Raw genomic sequence first — 22,240 nt, forward strand, 5'->3', positions numbered from 1 at the left:
AAACTAAGGCCTGTTAGCTGAGTCATCAACAGTAGGCTGCACATACAGCGGGCGCTTGTCAGAAATCACCATCAGGACCACTGCGGCTATCAGGTTGCAAACCGCCATCGCCAGAAAAGCATTGTCGTAGTTGCCCGCGCGATCGTAGTAGCCGGCCGCCATCACTGGACCCAGTGCTGTCAGCGCAAACGTGAAAGGCATGGCAGTGGCGCGCACCGAACCCAGATAACGGCGCCCGAAAAAGGTTGCCCAGATGACCTCCTGCAGCGGCACCAGGCCTCCCCAGCCGACACCCATCAGCAAAAACGCGCCGTAAACCAGCATGTCGTTTTTCACCTGCACCGCCAGCACAATGATGATCAAGGAGAAGCCGGTAATGCCGGCGCCAATTGCCGCCAGTGGTCGTGCGCTATAGCGATCAATCAAAATGCCCCAGAAAGGTTTGCTGATAAACGCAGGTATGGATGTCAGTGAAATCATTGAGGCGGCGACGATGCGTGAATATCCGGCATCCGTCATGAAGGGCACGGTCTGCAGCAGCATCACTGTAATGGAAATCTGGAACAGGCCAAAGGCGACGACCAGGGTGTAAAAGCGCCCGGTGCGCATGGCCTGACGCCTTGTCATGGAGCTGGCGTAATCAAGTCTGGCTTTGTCGCCCAGTTCGGTGGCCATCTGCTCGGCAGTGTGGCCATCGGGGTTCATGCCGTAGTCTTCGGGACTGCGCCTGATGACCAGCGCCGCAGGGAATATCAGGATCGCCGCTGCGATACCAAGCACATGCCAGGCCTCACGCCAGCCCAGGGTATCCACCAGGGTAGTCGTGATCGGCGGCAGTAATACGCCGCTGAGTGAAATACCCATGGCCGCCAGTGCGACCGCACGCCCACGCTGAGTCACAAACCATTTGCCCAGTGTGACGTTGACGACCAGGTTGCCGATCATCGCCGAGCCGACAGTCAGCGCTACACCATTGATGACAATCCACTGCCCCAGCGACTGCACGCTGCCCAGCGCAAACAGTGACACCGACAGCACAACCAGACCCGCCAGAATGAAGGGACGGCCGCCCCAGCGGTCGACACCGGCTCCTATAAAAAATCCGGTAAACGCAGCAACCATCTGACCTATCGATCGCGCAGAGGTAAATTCGGCCCGCGACCAGCCAAATTCATCAATCATCGGTACCGTGAATGGGCCGATGATGTAGTTCTGCATGCCAATGGCTACAAACTGGGTAACAAAGGCCGCCAGAATTATCCAGTAGCCATAATAGACAGGCGGCTTAGGCAGCATTGCGGGTGATGGCCAGGTATCGCGCCAGGACCTCGGCCATGCCCAGCTCCAGCGATTCCACAATCAAGGCATGACCAATAGACACTTCGTGAACAAGCCCCCCCTCAAGCAGGGCCGCCAGATTCTGCAGGTTCAGATCGTGGCCTGCATTGACAGCAATGCCAGCCTCAACAGCAGCACGCGCCGTCTGGTGATAGATTTCCAGCGTCTGCTGCAGACGCTGACTGTCAGCTTTTGCAAAAACGCGGGCGTAATGTTCGGTGTAAAGCTCGATGCGATCGGCCCCGACAGCGCGGACATCCTCGACAAGCGCGGGAACAGGATCCAGGAACAGACTGCTGCGCACGCCCCAGCCCCGCAGTGTGGGCAGTACATCAGTCAACAGCCCCTTGCTGGCTCGCACATCCCAGCCGTGGTCTGAGGTCAGCTGCCCTGGCTCGTCGGGCACCAGTGTGCACTGGGCCGGTCTTATGGTTTCAATCAGCCGCATGAAACCATCAGACGGATAGCCTTCTATGTTGAACTCCACGTCCGGGCGATCCTTTAAAAACCCGGCGATATCGTGGGCGTCCTGCCGCGTGATGTGCCGCTCATCGGGTCGCGGATGTACGGTAATACCCTTTACACCAGCATCAAGAATTTTTTCAACAAATGCCAGCAGATCCGGGTAGTTGGTACCACGCGAATTTCGCAGCAGCGCAATCTTGTTTACGTTGACACTCAGCAGAGTCATGACTCAGTCTCCCAGAAAATCCGCAGCCAATCGGTGAAATGTTTCCGGCTTCTCTGCATGCAGCCAGTGTCCGGTCTGCTTGATGGTTTTTACGGTTGCCTTGGGAAACAGCTTTAATATAGCGTCTTTGTGTTCGGGCTTGATGTAGTCAGACAGATCACCGCGAATAAACAGTACAGGCCCGTCAAAAGGTCCTTCTGCAGACGGCCCGTCTCGAAGTGCCGGGTAGCTTTCTTTCAGCACCGGCAGGTTGATGCGCCATTGAAAACCACCAGCCTCACGTCGCACCAGATTTGACAGCAGGAACTGCCTGACTATTTCATCCTCCACCCACTCTGCCAGCTGCTGATCGGCCTGATTTCTTGTCTCCAGCGCTTCGGGTTGCAATGCGCAAAGCCCCTCAAAGATCTCGTCGTGTTCACCACGTTCACCGCCATACGGCACTGGCGCCACATCGGCGACGATCAGTCGATCGACCAGCGACGGCTTGCTGAGCGCCAGCTGCATGGCCACTTTGCCACCCATGGAGTGACCCAGCACACGTGCGTGATCCAGCTCCTGCTCTGACATGAAGCGGACAACATCTTCGGCCATTGCCGCGTAATCCATGGATGGCACATGAGGCGAGGCACCGTGATTACGCATGTCGAGCGCGTAAACGGTGTAATGTTCGGCGAACCTGCGGCAATGCCAGGCCCAGTTGCTGTGGCTGCCAAACAGGCCGTGAATGATGATCAACGGCTCGCCGCCTGAACCGTACTTTTTGAAGTTAAGTGCTACGCTGCTCACAAATTCTCTTTAATCCAGCTGATGACATCGTCATGGTGGGTTTTTGTTTTCACTTTGTCCATCACGTGCTGCAGTTTACCCTGCTTGTCGATGATGTAGGTCTGTCGCAGTATTCCCATATACTCACGGCCCATGAACTTCTTCAGACCCCAGGCACCGTATTTCTCGGCGATGGCATGATCCTCATCTGACAGCAGGGTGAAGTTCAGTTCTTCCTTGTCGATGAACTTCTGCAAGCGGGCAACCGGGTCAGGCGACACGCCCAGCACCACGGTATCCAGCGCATCAAGCTCACTCTGGCTGTCACGCAGTCCACACGCCTGAACCGTGCAGCCCGGCGTCATGGCCTTTGGATAGAAATACAGCACTACATTCTTTTTGCCCTTAAAATCAGCCAGCGACACTGGCTCCCCGCGCTGATCAAGCAGTTTGAAGGCTGGCGCCTGCTTGCCTGTCTGCGGCAACTGAGGTCTGTTTGCTGTCTTGGTGTCAGATGTACTCATGGACATGCTCCCTTTAAAAACAATACATTATAGCGTTACGATAGACAGTCGTCATGGCGGGCGGCGGATTGTTGATAAAGACCCAACACCTGCAGGAGTAATTTGTGACAAGTCCTTACCGATCCATCGTGGTGCTGACGGGCGCTGGTATATCTGCTGAATCCGGTATCCAGACGTTTCGCGCCTCTGATGGCCTCTGGGAAAATCATCGTCTCGAGGATGTGGCAACTCCTGAGGGTTTTGCCAGCAACCCTGTGGCCGTCCACCAGTTTTACAATGGTCGGCGACATCAGCTGCAACAGCCTCATATCAGACCCAATCCTGCTCACTCCGCACTCGCACGGCTGGAATACGAGATGAGCCAGCGGCCAGACCACAAATTCCTGCTGGTCACCCAGAATATCGATAATCTGCATGAGCGCGCAGGCAGCCGCGAACTGGTTCACATGCATGGTGAGCTGCTCAAGATCCGCTGCGCAGAGAGCGGGCTGGTTTTCGATCATCGCGATAATCTTCAGGTCGGCGACGAATGCCGTTGCTGCCGGGTGCCCGGCAACCTGCGGCCACACGTCGTGTGGTTCGGTGAAATGCCGCTGGAAATGCCACGTATTACCCGCGCGCTTGACGAGTGTGATCTGTTTATGTCGATTGGCACCTCGGGCAATGTCTATCCTGCAGCCGGGTTCTATGAAAACGCCAAGTCATCGGGTGCACACACAGTAGAATTGAATCTTGATCCTACTGAATCGCATTTTGATGAGCATATTTACGGTCAGGCCAGCGAGATCGTGCCTGCTTTTGTGGACCGGGTAATCCGGCAACTTGACCCGCTTACTTTTTAGCGCCGTCTGTCACAGCTTCCAGCAAACGATGCAACTGCGGGGGCATCCACGGACGACCTCTTGCATTCACCGCTGTTGTAATGATGCGTGCTTTCACCATTACTTCCTGTGAGTCGGAGCGGCGAATCTGCTGATCAAATACCATACGCACCCGCCCGCTGAGTGAGGGACTGACGGTCACAATGAACTGGTCTCCACTGCGTAATGGGCGCAGGTAATCAATTTCCGCTCGGGCAACAACCACAATGACCCCTTCCGCGGTCAGCTGCGCAAAGTCGAGATCTGCTGTCTTGAGGAATTCGTGCCGGGCATGCTCGAGGTAATGCTGATACACGGCATTATTGACGATACCCTGCATATCACATTCGTAATCGCGCACCGCCATGGGACATTCAAAAACTGGAGAGCTGGACATGATACCTTCCATTCGTGTTGCTATCGGCCATCTACTGTCAGCAAGGTCTGTTATGATGGCAGTTTGATTCAGAAGAAAGCTTGGCACCGGACCGTGAATAATACAAGCAATGGCAGACCCGTAACATCTTCACAATCCGCCTGGAGCCATTACTGGCGCAGAGGCCACCTGCACTCCTGCCCGGGAGCGTTTCAGGGTAACTACGAAGACAGCATCAGGGAGTTCTGGCACAGCACCTTTGCGGAGCTCGGCGAGCACAGCAAGGTTCTGGACATTGGCACAGGCAACGGCGCTATAGCTCGCCTGGCGCTGGACTTTGCGGCGAGTCGCAGCTTCAGCTGGCAGATTGAAGGTATCGATGCTGCTGACATACAGTCCGCCGATACGCCAATAAACTCGGGCCAGTGCGCACTGACACTTAGAGGCAATCAGTCAAGCGAGCACCTCGATCATGCTGATGACAGCGTGAACCTCGTCACAAGCCAGTATGCCATCGAGTATACCCGTGTCGACCTGTCACTTGCCCAGGTGGCCCGGGTATTGGTGCCAGGTGGCATCGCAGCATTTATTGTGCACCACACAGACGCCAATATCGTTACGGTCAGCCGCAACGAGCTGGCCTTCTTCGACTATTTTTATCAACAGTTGAACTTGTTTGACGATTCTCGGGCGCTGATTCAGCACTTTGATAAAACAGGGCTGATCAGCAACCCTGCGCTGATTGCCACTGATCCAAACGCTAAAGAAATCATGCAGCGCATTCAGCGCCAGCTGAGCAGCATCACCGACTTTAGCCATACACACCCTGACTGTGGTTTTGCCCGCGATATTGGCACTCAGTTCGCGATCACACTGAACGCCATCCCTCGCGCCGGGCGAGCGAACACGGAGCATGTACTGCAAGTACTGGAACAGGAGATGGCTGCGCACTCAGCACGAATTCAAGCCAACATTGACGCAGCTCACGATGAGCAGGCGATTTCAAAGCTGATTCAGACCGCGGCTCAATCAGGTCTGGAAAACCTGTCGCATTCTCCGCTGCATAGAAGTTCCGGCGAACTTCTGGGCTGGGCGCTGCGTTTCAGGTGCGCTGGGTAAACCAGCAGTTGCTGGCAACCGTAATGCGTACATCCTTGCCAAGGAACGGCGCCACTTCATGTACCAGGTAGGAAGGAAAAATAACCAGCTGGCCTGCTGCCAGACGCATGGAGTAGTGCCCAAAGTTATAGGGAACCTGCAGCCTGGCATTGGCCGGATCCAGAAACATGTTTGATCCAGGCCTGTGATCAAGAAAACGCAACACACCACTGTCTCTTCTATCCGCCACTTCTTCCCCGGGCGTCACACAATAAACGGCTGACCAGGATGCCATTGGATGGTTGTGCGCCACGAACGAGCCACCAAACCGGGTGACATGGAACCAGGTGTGATTGTGAATATTGAACTGCCGCATCTGCTCCGCCGAATAACCATTGAGCTGTGCCACGACCTCAGCAATGGACTCCATCATGAAACCACGCAAAGTCTGCACGCAGGGCTCTGGCCAGCGAAACATATCGAAGTTGCTTTCGAACACTTCACGCTGCGGGATGTGGGTCGGATTCGGATTGCGGTACGGTTCGGCTTCACGTTGCAAAATCAGCTGCGCAAGTTCCTGGTTGAGACCCTCAGCTTGGTGCAGGGAGCGCGTGGCGACCGGCGAAGCAAACAGCGGTCTGGTTTCCAGTTGGCTGGCGTTCATTAATCTCTCCATCATGTCATCGATCGGTCGCTCACTTATTCGCTGGATAATAGCGTTTGTGCGCGATGCCTGTCATCAGGCATAAAAAAACCACCGCCTGCACGAAGCGGGCGGTGGTTTTTGGGGCTGCTTTACAACAGCTCTACCTTATCTGAAGTATCAGAAGCGGTAAGAAGCGGTCACAAAGTAGCGACGACCCAGCACGTCGTACACTGACGGATCAGTGTTGGCCTGGATGCCAGCACGTGAGTCAGATGTATAGATCGGTGGCGCCTTGTCGAACAGGTTGTTGATACCTGCTGTCAGACTCAGACCTTCCACATTGCTGGGGTTCCAGGTACCCGTCAAACGATGGTACGTGTAGGAACCAACGGTTGGTACGATACCGTTGGCCACAGGCGAACGGGGGGCGTCCGAGTTAACCACATCCATGCCTTCAATGAAGTTCATGGTCCACTGAACACTATAGTCACCCAGCGCGTAGCCAGTCGACAGACGTGCCTTGTTCTCTGGCAGCGTTTCAGCAACGATGATACCAATCGTTCCTTCCTGATCAGTCAGCGGAGCTGAAGGGTCTTCCTGCTGCTGCCACTTCAGAAGGTGAGTCCAGGCCAGGTTGGCGGTGATTTCGCCAGGGCCAAACTGCATCGCGCCATCCACCTGCAGGTCGATACCGTCGATGTTCATCTTGCCCAGGTTCTGGTCAGTTGCTCGAACGTTTTCAGCGACACCAGATGTGCTGCGCTCGAAGAACGAACACCACTGATTGCTGGGGCTGAACGTTGGGTTGGAGTCCTGCGCATTAAAGCAGCGAGACACGATTGATGACGCACCAACACTGCCAATACGCTCAGTGATCTCGTAGCGGAACCAGTCCACTGCAACACGCAGATTCACGTCCTGAATATCAGGCGTCCATACGGAACCCAATGTGTAGGTATCGGCTTCTTCCGGCGCGAGGTCCGGGTTACCACCGGTCAGAGCACGAACCTGGCTGTTACCCTGCGGGAAGTTGGCGGGGGCGCCCTGAGCCGCACACAGCGCGTTGACCTGCGAAGCGTTTGGACCAGTACGCTCGGCACTGCCGTTCCAGCATGGATCGGTGTAGGACGGGAAGCCTTCGTTCTGCGGACGGAACAGCTGACTGACGTTAGGTGCTGCAATCGCCTTGTTGTAAGAACCACGCAGTTTCAACTGATCAATCGGCTCGTAGTCCAGACCCAGTGAGTAGGTGTCTACGCCACCGGCCAGGTTGTAGTCAGAATGACGCGCCGCACCGTTCAGACCCAGGTAGTTAGCCATGGGCGCACCGCTCAACAGCGGAGCATCAAATTCAACGAAGAATTCCTTCACATCGATGGCGCCTGTTGTCGGCTGCTGGGCGTTGAAGCCTACTACGTCACCGCTGGCCAGGAACTGGTCAGGTTTGAAATCCGCAACGTTTTCACGGTATTCCACACCCAGTGCCACCTGGAAGGTACCTGCTGGCAGCTCGAACACGCCACCGGTCATGGTGGCACCCGCCATGGTGTTGGTCAGCACAGTGGTGTTCTGTGCCTGAACAGCGATAGCGGCGGCACAGGCGTCAGAGATCTGGCCCAGACCGAAGGGATTCAAACCGCCACAGCCCAGTGGATCCGGATTCGCTGCAGTCGCGTTATAGGCGCGGTTCAGCGCAGAGCGCGAGACGTTGCCGGTCTGGATCTCTGTGCGCTGTGTACGACCCCAGCTGCCCCAGATATCCCAGTTCCAGGTGTAATCGCTCAACTGGAAGTCACCACGGGTACCGTAGATCATCTGCAGTACGTCGTAGTTGTTGTCACCATTACGTCCACCAACTTCCGTAGTACGTTTGAACAACGTGAAGGGGGCAGTCGGATTTGGGCGTGATGCCAGAATGGTACGCAGATCCTGCGGGATGAACGGGTTGGTGACCGGCATGGTTGAACCAACACCAGAGGTGATTGGTGTCGCTGCCAGCTCCTGCGCCGCATTGTAGGTCGTATAGCTCATCTTGGCATAGGCTTCGACATTGTCAGCCAGCTCATAGTGGCCGAAGGCCGCAACCTGGCGACGCTCAAGGGGCAGCTGCAGGTAGTTCACTGGCGAGTAGTTATAGCTGTAGCTGGCCGGGTTAAAGCCAGGATCACTGGTATCACCCTTGTAGTTAACCGTGCCAGTACGTGAGAACAACGTGCCATCAGTATTGAAACCAATGTAGTCAGTGTTCGGCACACGGCCGGCGCCGAAAACCGAGTTGTAAGCGGCTTGGGACGGCGCGTTCGCACCAGCTGGGACGAAGAAGCCATCAGGGATTGCCACAGAACCCAGTGGGTTCAGGGATGGCCCCAGCGCAACCGCTGAGAATTCACGATCACCCGCGAATACGGCTTCACGATCGTCGTAGCTCATGTACATGACCGCGTTACCTCGACCACCGTCGAAGTTACCGCCCATGGTCAGGCTGATGGTCTGTGTGGTGCCATCACTTTCGCCAGTCTGTGCGTAAGTGGACTGAACCTGCACACCTTCAAAATCCTGACGCAGCTTGATGTTCACAACGCCAGCAATAGCGTCGGAACCGTAGACCGCAGAACCACCACCGGTCACGATCTCAACGCTCTCAATCAGACCAGAGGGCACTGTATTCAGGTCGATGATGCCAGAGACGTTAGAAGGCTGCAGACGGATTCCATCCATCAGCACCAGCGTGCGGCTACTGCCCAGACCACGCAGGTCAACTTGTGCCTGACCACCGTTAGACGGGTTGTTGGACGTTGTGGTGATTGTTGGAACCAGCTGTGGCAGCTCGTTCAGTACCTGTTCGATCTGTGGTGTACCAGCGTCCTGGATGGAGCTGGAATCCAGCGTGAATACCGGGCTGGTGCCTTCAAAGTCACGACGGACAATACGGCTACCGGTAACGGTGATCTCTTCGATCTGCTCTTCGGCCTGTTGTGCCTGAGCAGTGGAGAATACTCCAGCGCCTACAGCATACACACCCGACAGCATCGCGAATTTGATCGCACGGCTGAGTTTGTAGTTCTTGTTCATAGTTATCCCACCTTAAAGATAGATTTATTCAACACAAAAACGCCCGTCCCGTGTTCAGGGGGAGAGGTTCCTGCGTCATCTTTTGGTTGTCATTTCAAACACTTATATTTTTGTTTTTGGTCAACTTCTTCGGCACAAAGCAGAAAAAAGTTGCGTAACGCCGGAAGTATTATCTGAACACATTCACAAAAGCAACGATTAATATCGCAAAAGTTACAGTTTTGTATAAAAAGTGTAACAGCACGTGTCGTTCACACGTCGAAATGCGACTTAAGAAACTCAATCACGAGGTGCGTTGCAGGCGAAGTAAGGACTGCGCAGTCAGCAGAATGAAGTCAACAATGGGGCAAAAGGCTGCATGAAAGCTCTTCTCCAGGAAAATATCATTCCTGGGTCTGAATGATTCCGGCGCGTACCAGGGCATCATGCAACGGTGTCAGTTCAGGCACATAATTGCGCCACACCTGGACTGATTGTTTATGAATCGGTGCACGCACCTGGTTGGCACTGGCAGAGCGAACGATACCGCCTCGGCCCGACGTGTTAAGCACATCTTCTTTCCAAGGCAGATTCAGCCACTCAAAAAGCTTCTCGCTCTGTGCCGGTGGCGCGGAGACCAGGTCATCGTAATAGATTTGATAAATTTGATCTGGAAACATTGCCGCCCAGTACGCCATGACCTTTTCGTACAGCGAATAAAAATGAGCGATATCGTCAAGGCGGTACGACCACGGTGCTGCGGCTGCAAAGATATGACGAAAATTTCCCAGGCCCGCGTCCATTGGGTGCTTTTTTATATGGATTATCTGAGCCTCGGGCATTGCGCTCAAAATCAGCCCACTAAACAAAAAATTGAACGGGTTTTTGTCGCAGGGTCGACGGCTGGAAGCGTCCCGCGACGCTATTCGATCCTGGTAGGCCTTCCCGATTAATTGCCAGTCTAGCCGCTCGACTGCATCGCGCTTGATGGCAAATGGCATGGGAGTAACAGGCAACCCCTGATGCATCTGCAATAAGACTTCAAAGTCCCTTAATTCACCTAAGGCTGCAACTTTTCCAGAATTCACCAAAATTCGTTCAAGAAGTGTGGTTCCGGATCTTGGCAAACCGACAATAAAGATCGGTGCCTTGTCGACCAGTTCAGGACGTGTATCTGACCTGCCGCCAGGTTCAATCAGTTTCATGATCTGATCAGCGAATACCTGCCACTCATCAGGCCTGTATTTTACAGTCGCGCACTTCAGATCATTCGCCCGCTGCCAGCAACTAAACGCGTCCGTAAAGCTCCGATGCGCGTGGTGCAATCGCCCCAAGGCCTGGAGAGCATAGACTGCATCATTCGAGGCCCGTGGTCTCTGGCTGGCAATAGCCTTCTCAAGCTCTTGCTGGCTGATTTTTCCGGGGTCAATATCCTGAATTAGATTAAGAACCCTACCTACGAAATCCGGGTCCTGTCTGATTTTTTCCAGCGCCTCCAGAGCCTGATCAGACTCACCCAAGACTGAGAGGGCGAGCCCTTGCATGTAGCGATAATGCGGATTGGCCGGATTACTGCCAAGAAGACGCTCGTACAGTTGCAATGCCACTGTCCATTCATCGATTGCGACGGCACATGACGCCAGGGTGCCGAACGCCCACTCATTGTCAGCCTCAATGCTGATGGCATCGTTGATCAGCCGCGAAATCAGTCGGTGATCGGCATAGGGAATCAAACAGCGGGCATATTGTGCTATCGCGAAAAGTGCAACCGGCTGCAGCAGCCAGGCTTTTTCTGCGGCATCTCGCGCTTTTTGCGTATCCCCTGAGAGGCGACACGCCTCACTGAATGATAACCAGCCATGCTGACTGTCTGGGTGTTGACCCACCAAGCTGGTGCCCAGTTCAATCGCCAGCGACAGCTTGCCTGCGTTAAGTGCGCCGTCCAGATTCATCAGCATGTCGTTTAAACTACTCATGTGGTTCATTGTCCCATTTTTTTTTATTTATCACAGCCAAAAAAAAACCAGCCTTTGCAGGCTGGTTTTTTTTACTGCCACATGAGTGGGCGGTTTACGACCGATTAGAAGCGGAAGCTTACTCGACCATAGTAGAAGCGACCACGAGTCTCGTAGGTACGCGGGTCGGTATTGTCATTGAAACCCGAGTATGCAAACGGCGGTTGCTCGTCTGTCAGGTTCTCAATACCCAGCGTAAAGCGAGTATTGTAGGACTCCAGATCGTAGCTTGCCTGTATGCTGTGAGTCAGCTGCTCTTCCACAACATTTTCCTCATTGCCGACGTGGAACCACTTCACCAGAGGCTCAGTCACTTCACCGATATAACGCGCAGTGTAGTTCACCGCCCACTGGTTGTACGACCAGTCAGTGGTGAAGTTCCAGCGCCACTCAGGGAAGTTACCATCGTGGTTATCTTCGAATCGACCTGCGTGAGGAATAATTGAGCCATCCGCCATGCGCTTGTCGTACTCGATCAGGTGAATCACATCCAGACCCAGGTCCACGCTGCCGTAGCGCTCTGTATCAAGTGCGTATCGTGTTGACAGGTCAACACCAGCGGCATCCGTTCCACCCACGTTGATGTTCAGGTTTCGAATCAGCTTGACATCACCGACTGTTGCGCCACTGCCTGGGCCCCATCGCTCGATCAGCTCACAGTATTGACCGCTTTGCTGACAGCTATCCAGAATCAACTGTGGTCCCAACGTTGAGATTGCACCGTCGATCTCAGTTTCCCAGTAGTCTAGGGTGAAAGACAGATCCTGGAGCCAGCTGGGCTGGTAGACGAAGCCAGCTGTCAGGATATCCGCTTCTTCAGGCTGCAGTGCAGTGCTGCCACCATACAGTGTCGGCAACTGGATCAGACCTGTATTGTCGTAACCACCGGCTGGCACACCATCTGCCACACAGAACTGTGATGGGTTGGCCGCACAGGGGTCGCTGACTTGAGGGTAGCCGGTTGACTGGCCATCAAACAGCTCTGGCACTGAAGGTGCCCGGAACGCTTCCGAGACTGTGGCACGCAAGGTCAGCTCATCGTTAACTGTCCAGCGCAGGCCCAGCTTGGAGTTGGTGGTGCTACCAAACGTATTGTAGTCCGAATAACGTGACGCAACACTTAGCTCCAGGTTATCAATACCAGTGACACCTGCGACAAGCGGTACGGCAAATTCCACATAGGCTTCATCGACATTGTAGCCGCCTCGGGTCGCCAGTGCAGAGCCAGCAGTCGACACACCGAGCAACTGCAATGAGTCGGGTTGCGAGAAACCACTGACTTTGCGGCGCTCCAGACCGACCGCCATGCCCAGCTCACCCGCCGGCAAATCCATCACAGGGCCTGAGGCGTTGAACTGGACACCTGAAATGTCGTTGCCACCCAGTGTCATGGACACGTAATTGCCTGAAATGTACTGCAACATTTCGTCAGTTATCGCGTTTTCAGTGCCAGGCTGGCCGAAAACGTTAAGCGGCACACAACCGTCGATCACACCGCTTTCGGTACCGTCAGTACTACAGAACAGGTTTCCGGAGGCGTCCATGTACGTTGGGCCGACAGCTTCAGCAACACGCTCCAGCTGGAAATAACCCACATCCAGCACGCTGGCGTCGTTTTCACCGTAGAATGCTGAGGCATCCCAGAACCAGGTTCCGACCTCCCCGCTGAGAGCCAGTGTGATCTGGTGTGTATTGGTTTCATGAATCTGATCGCGACCTCCGGTCTCGACCATACGACGGCGCCAGTCCGTCAGCGTCATGGTTTCGCCAGTGACACTGTGCTTGGGCCCCTGCGTGATGTTGTAGTGGTTCAGAGCGGAGTAAGGCGCGGCAGTTCCGAAAAATGCCAGCGGCGCCAGGGGCTCTGGAGCAATCAGTCGCTGCGACGACCGATGCGTGTACATCATCTCGGCACTCGCCTCGACGTTACGAATCGCACCAAAGTCACCCAGGTTGTAGTTTGCAAAGCCACTCAGGCCCCATCGCTCATTGGGAGTCTGGGTGTAGTTGGCTGGGGCGTAGTTGTAGGGGTCAGTAGCGCCACTGTACGGCCTCCAGCCACCAAATTCCGGACCTCGAGTGTAGCGGACGCCGTCACCGCCGACTGATGTCGGGCTGACATGGTTACCCCAAGGTGTTGCTGATGATCCACCAGGTACCTGGCCGGTCGGATCCCAGTATGGGTGATACCAGATCTCTTCTTTCGAGTAATCGCGATCGCCTGCCCAGATTGGCTTCTGATCTGCGAAATAGCCAGATACAACAAAATTGCCGCGATCGCTGGAAGTACCCAGATTGAAGTCTACCGTAGTCTGGTCACCGTCATTCTCACTGGTGACGCCTGTCTGCACATTCAGTTCCGCGCCTGTGTAATCCTGACGAGTAATGATGTTGACGACACCTGCCACCGCATCAGAGCCGTACACGGCTGATGCGCCATCTTTGAGCACTTCAACGCGCTCGATCATGCTCGGCGGGATGTTGTTCAGGTCAACGACACTGTTGGCACCGAGACCGGACGCCACAGCACGGCGACCATTAATCAGGACCAGCGTGCGCTCGGAACCCAATCCGCGTAGCGAGAAGTTGACGGCACCCGAGCCGCCATTATTGACACCAGTGTTCACAGCGGCGCCTGCAGAGAACGGCATTCTTTGCAGAATATCGCCAATACTTACCTGGCTTTGGGTTTCTATCATGCTTCGGTCAATGACGCTGACCGGGTTAAACCCTTCAAGGTCAGCTCGTCGAATACGGGAACCTGTCACAACCACTTCTTCGAGTGTTTCCGCAGCTTCCTGCGCCAACGCTGAGGTAGGCAAGATTGCTGCACTACCCAAACCCAGCACACTGGCAACAGCCAGTGAGAGTGTATTTCTTTTCATAAATATCCCCTAAACAATAGCAGTTTTCGCGCCAATCTGTAGAAGCATAGAGTACGTGTGACAAGCTTTTAACGACTCGTGTACATATCCAATTTACTATCGAACATGTCGCGAGAAATTCAAAACGAGCCACTTATGACTTGCTCAATGGAGCTTTTACATGAGATGTAAAACTGAGATTACCGCAATATTTTCTACTTTTTAGTTCATCTTAGAATGCGCAAGTTACTCATCAAAAATCGGATAAGCAAAAAACGACAACGAGACAGTTTTAACTGAACGCATTCAGAAAATCAACGAAAAATGTCCAAATAATGGCAAATTTGTAACTTATTTGTGACGACTCGTGACATTGCTGTAAAAGATTACGAGAAAATCTTTGACGGATGGGGCTCTGCGTTTTTTGAATTAGCTGCAATATTCAAAGCTAGAGTTAATGCTGAGGGGTAAATCTAGATTGGTGCCGACACCAGGAGTCGAACCCGGGACCTACTGATTACAAGTCAGTTGCTCTACCACAGCTGAGCTATGTCGGCGTTACAGTGTTATCTGTATAGGGCGCGCATCCTACCAACGAATCAGAATTTGATCAACATTTTTTTGTACGTGGTAAAGCAATTGATCAGCAATGGGGAATCCGCTAAGTTAAGGCAATCCGCAGCCGTTGAGACTCGTCATTCATGACACGGAATACTCCAGAGGATAACCCCGCCGGGATTCACCAACAGTTGTCGAGCCACCAGGCATTTCTGGCAAGCTCCCCCGACCAGCTGGCTTCGCTATTCCTCAAAGACCCTGAACGAACGAACAAACTCACATTTGCCTGCGGGCCCATGCGGGTTGATCTGTCCAAGAACCTGCTCGATGCGCGGGCCCTGCAGTTACTCCTGTCATTGGCAGAACAGCACGAACTGCCAGCCAGACGCCAGGCCCTGCTGGATGGTGAAACCGTCAATACCACTGAGCGACGCGCCGCCCTGCACACAGCGCTGCGTGGTTATCGCGCCGCCAATCAGCCAGAGACCGGCCGTGAAGTGGAGAAGGTACTGGGGCAGATGCAGTCCTTTGTCGAGCAAATCCATTCGGGAAAGTGGCACGGCTCATCGGGCAAAAAAATAAGCGACGTAGTCAACATTGGTATCGGCGGGTCCGACCTCGGTCCGGCCATGGTCACAGCTGCGCTCCGACGGGAACATCATCCATCGTTACGCTGTCACTTTGTGTCCAATATCGATCCGGCACATTTGCAGGCCTGTCTGGCCACCCTGAATCCTGCCAGCACCCTGTTTATCGTTGCTTCAAAATCATTCAGCACTCTGGAGACACTCAACAACGCCCTGTTCGCGAGACAGTGGCTATTGGCTGACGATGCAGATGCCGATGTATCCCGTCACTTTGTCGCCGTCAGCAGCAACATCAAGGCTGCGACTGAGTTCGGCATAGCAGCGTCAAACATCTTCCCGATGTGGGACTGGGTGGGTGGCCGCTTTTCACTGTGGTCCGCGATCGGGCTGCCGATTGCGCTGGCAACCAGCATGGCCACATTTCGACAGTTGCTTAGCGGCGCCGCACTGATGGACCAGCATTTTGCAGACACTCCGCTCGAGCAGAATATCCCTGTACTGATGGGCCTGCTGACTGTCTGGTACCGCAACTACTGGAATGCCGGATCTCACGTGGTGCTGCCATACGCGCAGGACCTGGCCATGTTGCCCGGTTATCTGCAGCAGCTGGACATGGAAAGCCTGGGCAAGTCGGTTGACCTCGCCGGCAATGTATTGGCCCTGCAAAGCGGCCCGGTGATCTGGGGCAGTGCCGGTACCAATGGACAGCACTCCTTTCATCAGTTGCTGCATCAGGGTACGCAGATGATCCCTGCAGACTTTATTGCTGTGGCGCAGGCCGACACACAGGCGTCGGAGCAGGCCCAGACCCAGCACCAATACCTGCTGGCCAACTGCTTCAGTCAGAGCCGCGCGCTGATGTGCGGCAAAACGCTTGCACAGGCCGAGCAGGAGCTAATCAAGCAGGGGCTGTCTGCCGCCGAGGCAGCCAGACTGGCGCCCCATAAACGGGTACCAGGCAACCGACCCAGTACGACCATTGTGCTGGAAAAACTTAATGCCTTCAGCCTGGGTTGCCTGCTGGCCGCCTACGAGCACAAAGTGTTTGTGCAAAGTGTCATCTGGAATATCAACGCATTTGATCAGTGGGGTGTCGAGATTGGCAAACAGCTTTGCACGCCTTTGTTCGATGCGCTGCAGTCCGGTGCCGGCTCGTCCGAACTGGATGCGTCCAGTGCTGCATTAGTGGCATACTGCCGTCAGCAGGCCTGCGGCGGAGTTAAGGATTGAGCAAGTCAGACGTATTCCACAACAAGATCATAGTCGGCAGCGAGGAATGGTGCGCCATGCCTGCGCTTGGGATCCCGGCGACCAAGGCGCGAGTCGACTCCGGCGCCAAGACATCCTCGCTGCACGCCTTTAATATTCGTCCGTTTTTCAAGGGTGGCCAGCCCTGGGTGAGCTTTGAGGTACACCCTCTGCAGAACAATCGGCGCACCATTATCCGATGCGAGGCGGAAGTGGTGGACAAACGCATCGTCAAAAGCTCAAGTGGCATTGGCGAAAAACGCTATGTCATTCAGACTGAACTGCAGCTGCATGGGCAATCCTGGCCAGTTGAGCTTACGCTGACCAATCGCGACTCCATGGGCTACCGAATGCTGCTGGGACGCCAGGCCATGCACGGGCGTATTCTGGTAGACCCGGCGGCCAGCTTTCTGTGCGGGCGCATCGCCAGCCAGCAGATCGAGGAACTGTACCAGGCGCATTCACGCACTCCATCAGGCTTGCGTATTGGACTGCTGGCCAGCAATCCTGAACTGGCCAGTAATCAGCGCATCCTGGAAGCCGGAGAAGAGCGTGGCCACCGCATCCGGCTTTACGATGTGCGACAGTGCTACATGAAGCTGGATGCCGAGCACCCCGAAATACACTATCGTGGCGGCAAGTTGCTGAACAAACTGGATGCCGTCATTCCCCGCATCCGACCGGACCTGACGTTTTACGGCTGTGCGCTGGTGCGACAGTTTGAAAGCCTCGGCATCTATTCTTTGAATAGTGCAGAAGCGATTGCCCACTCACGCGACAAGCTTTATTCCCTGCAGCACCTGTTACAGAACGGGCTGCCCATCCCGACCACCGGCTTCGCTGACAGCCCGCTGGATACCGATGAGCTCATTGACATGGTCAATGGCGCCCCGCTGATCGTCAAACTGCTCGAGGGGCCGGAGCGACGCGGCGTTGTGCTGGCTGAATCACGCACGGCTGGCGAAAGCCTGATCAACGCCTTTAAATCGCTGCAGGCGAATCTGCTGGTTCAGGAATACATTCGCGAATCCGAGGGCAAATCTCTGCGGCTGCTGGTTGTCGACGGAAAAGTTGTCTGTGCGGTCGAGCGCCAGGGCATTCCGGGGCAGTTTCGCCACAAAAAACAACTGGCGCGTCAGACAGTGGCCCGCATCAGCACCGAAGAGCGCCGCCTCGCCATCAAGGCCGCACGCAGCATAGGCCTGAAAGTCGCTGGCGTGGATATGCTGCGCTCCCGCAAAGGACCATTGATACTGGAGATCACTAGCTCACCAGCACTGGCAGACCTGGAAGAGGTATGTGGCAAGGATCTGGCCGGCGCCATGGTCAGCGCAGTTGAAAAACAGTTGGGATGGAAGCGCCAGCTAGCCAGCTCTGTGAAGTCTGAAGGGTGAACAGGCCGCGCCCATGATCACCCTGCACTTTAAAAAAGCAGACCCCAAAGATATGGACTGGGCCTACCAGCTGTTTCGCACCGTTATGAGACAGTACATTGCGGACACCTGGGGCTGGGACGAACTGTTTCAGCGCCACAGTTTCGAAGAGAATATTCCCGCATCCAGCTTTACCATGATCAGCCACAATGACAAGGATATTGGTGGCTACAGCCTGAAATCTGAGGCTGATTATCTTCGACTGGAAATGCTGTTGATCCACCCCGACTGGCAACGCAATGGGGTTGGCACAGCCGTGATGGAAAAACTGTTCTCTGCCAGTCAGCAGCAACAGAAAGTGTTGCGCCTGAACGTCCTCAAGGCCAACCCTGCCTACAATTTCTATCTCAAGCTGGGGCTGGCCATAGAGTCTGAAGACCGTTATCGATACAGGATGCTGTACACGCCTTAAAACAGCGCCAGCAACTCCTGCGTCTTTTGTCGCATCAACTCAGGATCACCACGCGACTCCACGTTCAGTCGCACTACCGGCTCCGTGTTGGACATGCGCAAATTGAAGCGCCAGTCAGCGAAGGCCACACTCAAACCATCGGTGTGGTCTATCGACACAGCGTCTTTGCCGTATCTGTCCTCGACCTGGTTCAACAGAAATGCTGCGTCTTCCACCTGCCGGTTAATTTCGCCACTGGCAGGGAACGCGGCCTGTCGTTCGGCTACCAGATCGGACAGCGGTTTGCCGGTCTGGGACATTAGTTCTGTGACCAGCAGCCACGGGATCATGCCACTGTCGCAGTAGGCAAAGTCCCTGAAATAATGATGCGCGCTCATTTCGCCGCCATACACAGCATCTTCCTTGCGCATGCGCTCCTTGATGAAGGCATGGCCGGTCTTGCACTGAATGGCGCGCCCGCCCATCGACTCGCAGATTTCCTGGGTATTCCAGGTCAGACGCGGGTCGTGGATGATGGCAGACCCAGGCTGTTTGCTCAGGAAGCTTTGCGCCAGCAGACCCACAATGTAGTAACCCTCGACAAAGTAACCCGTCTCATCAAAGAAGAAGCAGCGATCAAAGTCGCCGTCCCAGGCAATACCCAGATCGGCCCCATTTTCGCGAATCGCTTCGATGGTCGGCGCGCGGTTCTCCTCCAGCAGAGGGTTGGGCACGCCATTGGGAAAATGGCCGTCAGGCTGGTGATGAACCCGAATCAGCTCAAAAGGCAGCTTTTTTGCCAGCGCATCGACCACGGGTCCAGCACCGCCATTGCCTGCATTGACTACCAGCTTAAGCGGCCGCAGCTCACCGACATTGATGTAGGACAGCAGATGCTCGATGTAGGCAGGACGGGTATCCTGCTGTGTTACCGAACCTGTGCGCGCTGCCGGGGCAAAGTTGCCAGCCTCGGCGAGTCGCCGGATATCGTTAAGTCCGGTATCACCGCTGATGGGGCGAGATTCCTCGCGCACCAGCTTCATACCGTTGTAATCCATTGGGTTGTGACTGGCCGTCACCACAATACCGCCGCCTGCCTTCAGGTGAGAGGTCGCAAAGTACACTTCCTCTGTGCCGCACTGCCCGATATCGATCACATCAACACCACCCTCTGTCAGCCCGCGCGTCAGGGCGTCGCACAGGCTGCGGCTGCTCAAGCGGATGTCATGCCCTACCACCATGGTTTCAACTGACAAAAACTCCGCACAGGCGCGACCAATGCGCCAGGCGATATCTTCGTTTAGCTGGTCGGGCACACGCCCTCTTATGTCATAGGCCTTGAAACAATTAATCTGCACGATATTGCATCCTTTGCCGTTATTTTTTGTAGTAGTTGGTATAGCAGTGATTGGTTGCCTCAACAAACCCCTCAACACTGCCGCAATCGAAGCGACGGCCTTTGAACCGGTAACCCAGTACACGACCTTCGCTGGCCTGGGTCATCAGCGCATCGGTAATCTGCAACTCACCGTTTCTACCAGGTGGTGTATCACGCAAAATATCGAAAATGTCGGGTGTCAGAATATAACGACCAATAATCGCAAGGTTGGAAGGCGCCTCACTGGGATCAGGCTTTTCCACCATCTGGCGAATACGGAATACACCTTCTTCCTCTTCTTCGCCATCTATCACGCCGTACTTGTAAGTCTCTTCTGCCGGAACTTCCTCGATGGCCACGATACTGCACTGATATTTTTCGAACAGTTTCACCATCTGCAGCAGCACCGGATCCGGCTCGGCAACACAGTAGTCGTCGGCTAGAATGACGGCGAAAGGCTCAGACCCAATCAGTGTCTCGCCAGTCAGGATTGCATGCCCCAGACCTTTCATTTCAATCTGACGCGTGTAGGAAAAGGTGCAGGTGTCGATGATCTGTCGAATCGGCGCGAGAGCTTTTTCTTTGGAGGTGCCCTTGATCTGGTGTTCGAGTTCATAGCTGATATCAAAATGATCCTCGATCGCCCGTTTGCCACGGCCAGTGACGATCGCAATGCCCGTGATACCGGCCGCCACAGCCTCTTCAACGCCATACTGGATCAGCGGCTTGTTGACCAGTGTCAACATCTCCTTGGGCATCGCTTTGGTGGCTGGCAAAAAGCGGGTGCCATAACCAGCGGCCGGGAACAAACATTTCTTAATCATCTATCGTTGCCTCCATGATGCATGTCATTGCGCGGCCTCTGTTGATCAGCTGCGCCCGTAGACATCGTCAAATCTGACAATGTCATCTTCTCCCAGATAACTGCCGGTTTGAACTTCGATCAGTTCAACCCAATCTGTTCCCTCATTCTGCAGGCGATGCTTGCTGCCCAGCGGAATGAATGTTGATTCATTAGCCTCCAGCACATAAACCTGGTCATCGCAGGTGACGGTTGCACTGCCACTGATCACGACCCAGTGCTCTGCCCTATGATGGTGCATCTGCAATGAAAGCGACGCACCAGGCTTGACGCGTATCCGTTTCACCTGAAATCCGGGTCCAGTGCTCAGACTCTCGTAAGAACCCCAGGGTCGATATACCAGCGTATGGGACACCGCCTCGCTGCGCTTTTGCTGTGTCAGCCACTGCACGACGCCTTTTACATCCTGCACCCGATCCTTGTTCGCCACCAGCACGGCGTCTGCTGTTTCGACGATAACTGCATGATCCATGCCGACCGCAGCAACCAGGCGCGACCCGGCATACACATAACTGTTGCTGACGTGCTTCAGACACACGTCACCATGGCTGACATTACCGTTGTCGTCGCGAGCGGGGCTGGCTTCCCACAGCGCATTCCAGGCGCCCAGATCACTCCAGCCCGCCTGCATTGGCACGACGGCTGCCAGCGGTGTTTTCTCCATGACGGCGTAGTCAATCGAGTCAGACGGGCTCTCGCTGAAACGGGCCTCGTCGACGCGCAGAAAGTCACCATCGCGATTCAGCACCTGAAATGCCTGGCTACAGGCTTTGGCGATCCCTGGTGCCAACCGATTCACTTCACCCAGCCAGGTATCCGCCGTCATCATGAACATACCGCTGTTCCAGTAATAGCCACCTGCTTCCAGGTAGCTGCGTGCAGTCGCCTCATCGGGCTTCTCCACAAAACGGGCCACCTGGCACGCATTGCCGTCACTCGCGGGTAGCGGGCTACCTGCCTGGATATAGCCGTAACCTGTTTCCGGGTAGCCCGGCGTCACCCCGAAGGTCACCAGGGCACCACTGGTTGCCTGTCGCTGCCCTGTGAGCACGCAGGCATGAAATGCAGCGGTATCAGCAATCAGGTGGTCTGCGGGCAGGACCAGCATTACCGCATCTGTATGGCTCTGCTGCTGAACCAGCAACGCTGCCAGCGTCAATGCCGGAGCCGTATTGCGTCCTGCCGGCTCAAGTAACAGACTTGCTTGGTCCGCACCAGTGACTCCCTGCTGAGCCAGCTGTCTCAATTGCTCGGCGACCAGGAAACGGTGCTCCTCGTTGCAGATGACTATCGGCGGAGCCAGGTCCGCAAGACCCTGCAATCGCGACAGTGTCGCCTGAAACAAGGTCAGATCGCCTTCGTGGGTAGCAATATCAACAAATTGCTTGGGATTAAGTTGTCGAGACAGTGGCCACAGGCGGGACCCGGTGCCACCGGCCAGTATGACGGGGATAATCATGTCAAATCCTTTTAATAACCTGGGTCGCAAGTCTATCCCAAATCCGCGTGATTCGTCAGGAGGGGCAAAATATTATCGATTATTTCGCCCGCT

General features: G+C 54.9%; 17 protein-coding genes, 1 tRNA gene and 1 pseudogene. 6 read left to right on the plus strand and 13 right to left on the minus strand.

From position 1 onward, the window contains the following. Positions 1-3: 3 nt before the first annotated feature. Genes QGM61_RS02265 through bcp form a run of 4 tightly spaced genes read right to left on the minus strand, consistent with a single transcriptional unit; the run spans position 4 to position 3,321 of the window. Complete coding sequence (locus tag QGM61_RS02265) at positions 4-1,296, minus strand: MFS transporter (RefSeq protein ID WP_281131734.1); 1,293 nt, start codon at positions 1,294-1,296, stop codon at positions 4-6. Continuing rightward, entirely contained in the window at positions 1,286-2,029 is a 744-nt protein-coding gene (locus tag QGM61_RS02270; RefSeq protein WP_281131735.1) for a pyridoxine 5'-phosphate synthase, read from the minus strand. Before QGM61_RS02270 ends, QGM61_RS02265 begins: the two co-directional genes overlap by 11 nt. Positions 2,030-2,032: 3 nt before the next feature. After that, complete coding sequence (locus tag QGM61_RS02275; RefSeq protein WP_281131736.1) at positions 2,033-2,818, minus strand: alpha/beta fold hydrolase; 786 nt, start codon at positions 2,816-2,818, stop codon at positions 2,033-2,035. Continuing rightward, the gene (bcp, locus tag QGM61_RS02280) at positions 2,815-3,321 is read right to left on the minus strand and encodes a thioredoxin-dependent thiol peroxidase (RefSeq protein WP_281131737.1); all 507 of its coding nucleotides are present in this window, start codon (positions 3,319-3,321) and stop codon (positions 2,815-2,817) included. Before bcp ends, QGM61_RS02275 begins: the two co-directional genes overlap by 4 nt. Before the next feature lie 104 nt (positions 3,322-3,425). On the opposite strand from bcp, the gene cobB reads away from it, so the two are divergent. Continuing rightward, entirely contained in the window at positions 3,426-4,163 is a 738-nt protein-coding gene (gene cobB, locus QGM61_RS02285; protein ID WP_281131738.1) for a Sir2 family NAD+-dependent deacetylase, read from the plus strand. Here the strand turns inward: cobB and QGM61_RS02290 are convergent. Next, positions 4,153-4,578: an acyl-CoA thioesterase gene (locus tag QGM61_RS02290; RefSeq protein WP_281131739.1), complete on the minus strand. Its 426-nt coding sequence runs from the start codon at positions 4,576-4,578 to the stop codon at positions 4,153-4,155. The genes cobB and QGM61_RS02290 overlap by 11 nt on opposite strands. A gap of 93 nt (positions 4,579-4,671) precedes the next feature. On the opposite strand from QGM61_RS02290, the gene QGM61_RS02295 reads away from it, so the two are divergent. After that, the gene (locus QGM61_RS02295; protein WP_281131740.1) at positions 4,672-5,676 is read left to right on the plus strand and encodes a class I SAM-dependent methyltransferase; all 1,005 of its coding nucleotides are present in this window, start codon (positions 4,672-4,674) and stop codon (positions 5,674-5,676) included. Here QGM61_RS02295 and QGM61_RS02300 read toward each other — a convergent pair. The 5 genes from QGM61_RS02300 to QGM61_RS02320 all read right to left on the minus strand — a co-directional run bounded on the left by QGM61_RS02300 (position 5,660) and on the right by QGM61_RS02320 (position 14,788). Beyond that, positions 5,660-6,319, minus strand: a complete 660-nt coding sequence (locus QGM61_RS02300; protein WP_281131741.1) for a putative 2OG-Fe(II) oxygenase — start codon at positions 6,317-6,319, stop codon at positions 5,660-5,662. The two genes, QGM61_RS02295 and QGM61_RS02300, sit on opposite strands and share 17 nt — an antisense overlap. A gap of 159 nt (positions 6,320-6,478) precedes the next feature. Continuing rightward, entirely contained in the window at positions 6,479-9,373 is a 2,895-nt protein-coding gene (locus tag QGM61_RS02305; RefSeq protein WP_237133014.1) for a TonB-dependent receptor domain-containing protein, read from the minus strand. A 383-nt stretch (positions 9,374-9,756) separates the two neighbouring features. Next, positions 9,757-11,337: a tetratricopeptide repeat-containing sulfotransferase family protein gene (locus QGM61_RS02310; protein ID WP_281131743.1), complete on the minus strand. Its 1,581-nt coding sequence runs from the start codon at positions 11,335-11,337 to the stop codon at positions 9,757-9,759. Positions 11,338-11,432: 95 nt separating this feature from the next. Beyond that, positions 11,433-14,252, minus strand: a complete 2,820-nt coding sequence (locus QGM61_RS02315; protein WP_281131744.1) for a TonB-dependent receptor domain-containing protein — start codon at positions 14,250-14,252, stop codon at positions 11,433-11,435. Between the two features lie 458 nt (positions 14,253-14,710). Then, positions 14,711-14,788: transfer RNA gene (locus QGM61_RS02320), tRNA-Thr, on the minus strand. A gap of 144 nt (positions 14,789-14,932) precedes the next feature. Between QGM61_RS02320 and pgi the strand changes: the two genes are divergently transcribed. The 4 genes and pseudogenes from pgi (at position 14,933) to QGM61_RS02335 (ending at position 18,469) form a co-directional block, all read left to right on the plus strand. Further along, positions 14,933-16,606 (plus strand): glucose-6-phosphate isomerase, encoded by a 1,674-nt coding sequence (pgi, locus tag QGM61_RS02325; protein ID WP_281131745.1) that lies wholly within the window; start codon positions 14,933-14,935, stop codon positions 16,604-16,606. Continuing rightward, positions 16,603-17,025: pseudogene (locus tag QGM61_RS15230) on the plus strand (ATP-dependent zinc protease); the annotation flags it as partial. The gene pgi and the pseudogene QGM61_RS15230, both read left to right, overlap by 4 nt. 78 nt (positions 17,026-17,103) lie before the next feature. Beyond that, positions 17,104-18,018: a RimK family alpha-L-glutamate ligase gene (locus QGM61_RS15235; RefSeq protein ID WP_317622132.1), complete on the plus strand. Its 915-nt coding sequence runs from the start codon at positions 17,104-17,106 to the stop codon at positions 18,016-18,018. Positions 18,019-18,031: 13 nt separating this feature from the next. Continuing rightward, on the plus strand, positions 18,032-18,469 hold the full coding sequence (locus QGM61_RS02335) for a GNAT family N-acetyltransferase (RefSeq protein WP_237133012.1): 438 nt from the start codon (positions 18,032-18,034) through the stop codon (positions 18,467-18,469). Here QGM61_RS02335 and QGM61_RS02340 read toward each other — a convergent pair. The 3 genes from QGM61_RS02340 to QGM61_RS02350 are packed head-to-tail and all read right to left on the minus strand — an operon-like array spanning position 18,466 to position 22,147. Next, positions 18,466-19,806, minus strand: coding sequence for a phosphomannomutase (locus QGM61_RS02340; RefSeq protein WP_317622123.1), 1,341 nt, complete (start codon positions 19,804-19,806; stop codon positions 18,466-18,468). The two genes, QGM61_RS02335 and QGM61_RS02340, sit on opposite strands and share 4 nt — an antisense overlap. Before the next feature lie 19 nt (positions 19,807-19,825). Continuing rightward, the gene (gene galU / locus QGM61_RS02345; protein WP_237133011.1) at positions 19,826-20,650 is read right to left on the minus strand and encodes a UTP--glucose-1-phosphate uridylyltransferase GalU; all 825 of its coding nucleotides are present in this window, start codon (positions 20,648-20,650) and stop codon (positions 19,826-19,828) included. 45 nt (positions 20,651-20,695) lie between these two features. After that, entirely contained in the window at positions 20,696-22,147 is a 1,452-nt protein-coding gene (locus QGM61_RS02350; RefSeq protein WP_281131747.1) for a mannose-1-phosphate guanylyltransferase/mannose-6-phosphate isomerase, read from the minus strand. Between the last annotated feature and the right edge of the window lie 93 nt (positions 22,148-22,240).

Origin of the sequence: Pseudohongiella sp. SYSU M77423 (assembly GCF_029911965.1) — a bacterium.
Lineage (GTDB): Bacteria > Pseudomonadota > Gammaproteobacteria > Pseudomonadales > Pseudohongiellaceae > Pseudohongiella.

Excerpts from the sequence above, each read along its gene's own strand:
- QGM61_RS02290 (WP_281131739.1), bottom strand. The coding sequence starts at position 4,578 with ATGTCCAGCTCTCCAGTTTTTGAATGTCCCATGGCGGTGCGCGATTAC.
- QGM61_RS02310 (WP_281131743.1), bottom strand. The coding sequence starts at position 11,337 with ATGAACCACATGAGTAGTTTAAACGACATGCTGATGAATCTGGACGGC.
- QGM61_RS02300 (WP_281131741.1), bottom strand. The coding sequence starts at position 6,319 with ATGAACGCCAGCCAACTGGAAACCAGACCGCTGTTTGCTTCGCCGGTC.
- galU (WP_237133011.1), bottom strand. The coding sequence starts at position 20,650 with ATGATTAAGAAATGTTTGTTCCCGGCCGCTGGTTATGGCACCCGCTTT.
- bcp (WP_281131737.1), bottom strand. The coding sequence starts at position 3,321 with ATGAGTACATCTGACACCAAGACAGCAAACAGACCTCAGTTGCCGCAG.
- QGM61_RS02350 (WP_281131747.1), bottom strand. The coding sequence starts at position 22,147 with ATGATTATCCCCGTCATACTGGCCGGTGGCACCGGGTCCCGCCTGTGG.
- QGM61_RS02335 (WP_237133012.1), top strand. The coding sequence starts at position 18,032 with ATGATCACCCTGCACTTTAAAAAAGCAGACCCCAAAGATATGGACTGG.
- QGM61_RS02270 (WP_281131735.1), bottom strand. The coding sequence starts at position 2,029 with ATGACTCTGCTGAGTGTCAACGTAAACAAGATTGCGCTGCTGCGAAAT.
- pgi (WP_281131745.1), top strand. The coding sequence starts at position 14,933 with ATGACACGGAATACTCCAGAGGATAACCCCGCCGGGATTCACCAACAG.
- QGM61_RS02315 (WP_281131744.1), bottom strand. The coding sequence starts at position 14,252 with ATGAAAAGAAATACACTCTCACTGGCTGTTGCCAGTGTGCTGGGTTTG.
- QGM61_RS02265 (WP_281131734.1), bottom strand. The coding sequence starts at position 1,296 with ATGCTGCCTAAGCCGCCTGTCTATTATGGCTACTGGATAATTCTGGCG.
- QGM61_RS02305 (WP_237133014.1), bottom strand. The coding sequence starts at position 9,373 with ATGAACAAGAACTACAAACTCAGCCGTGCGATCAAATTCGCGATGCTG.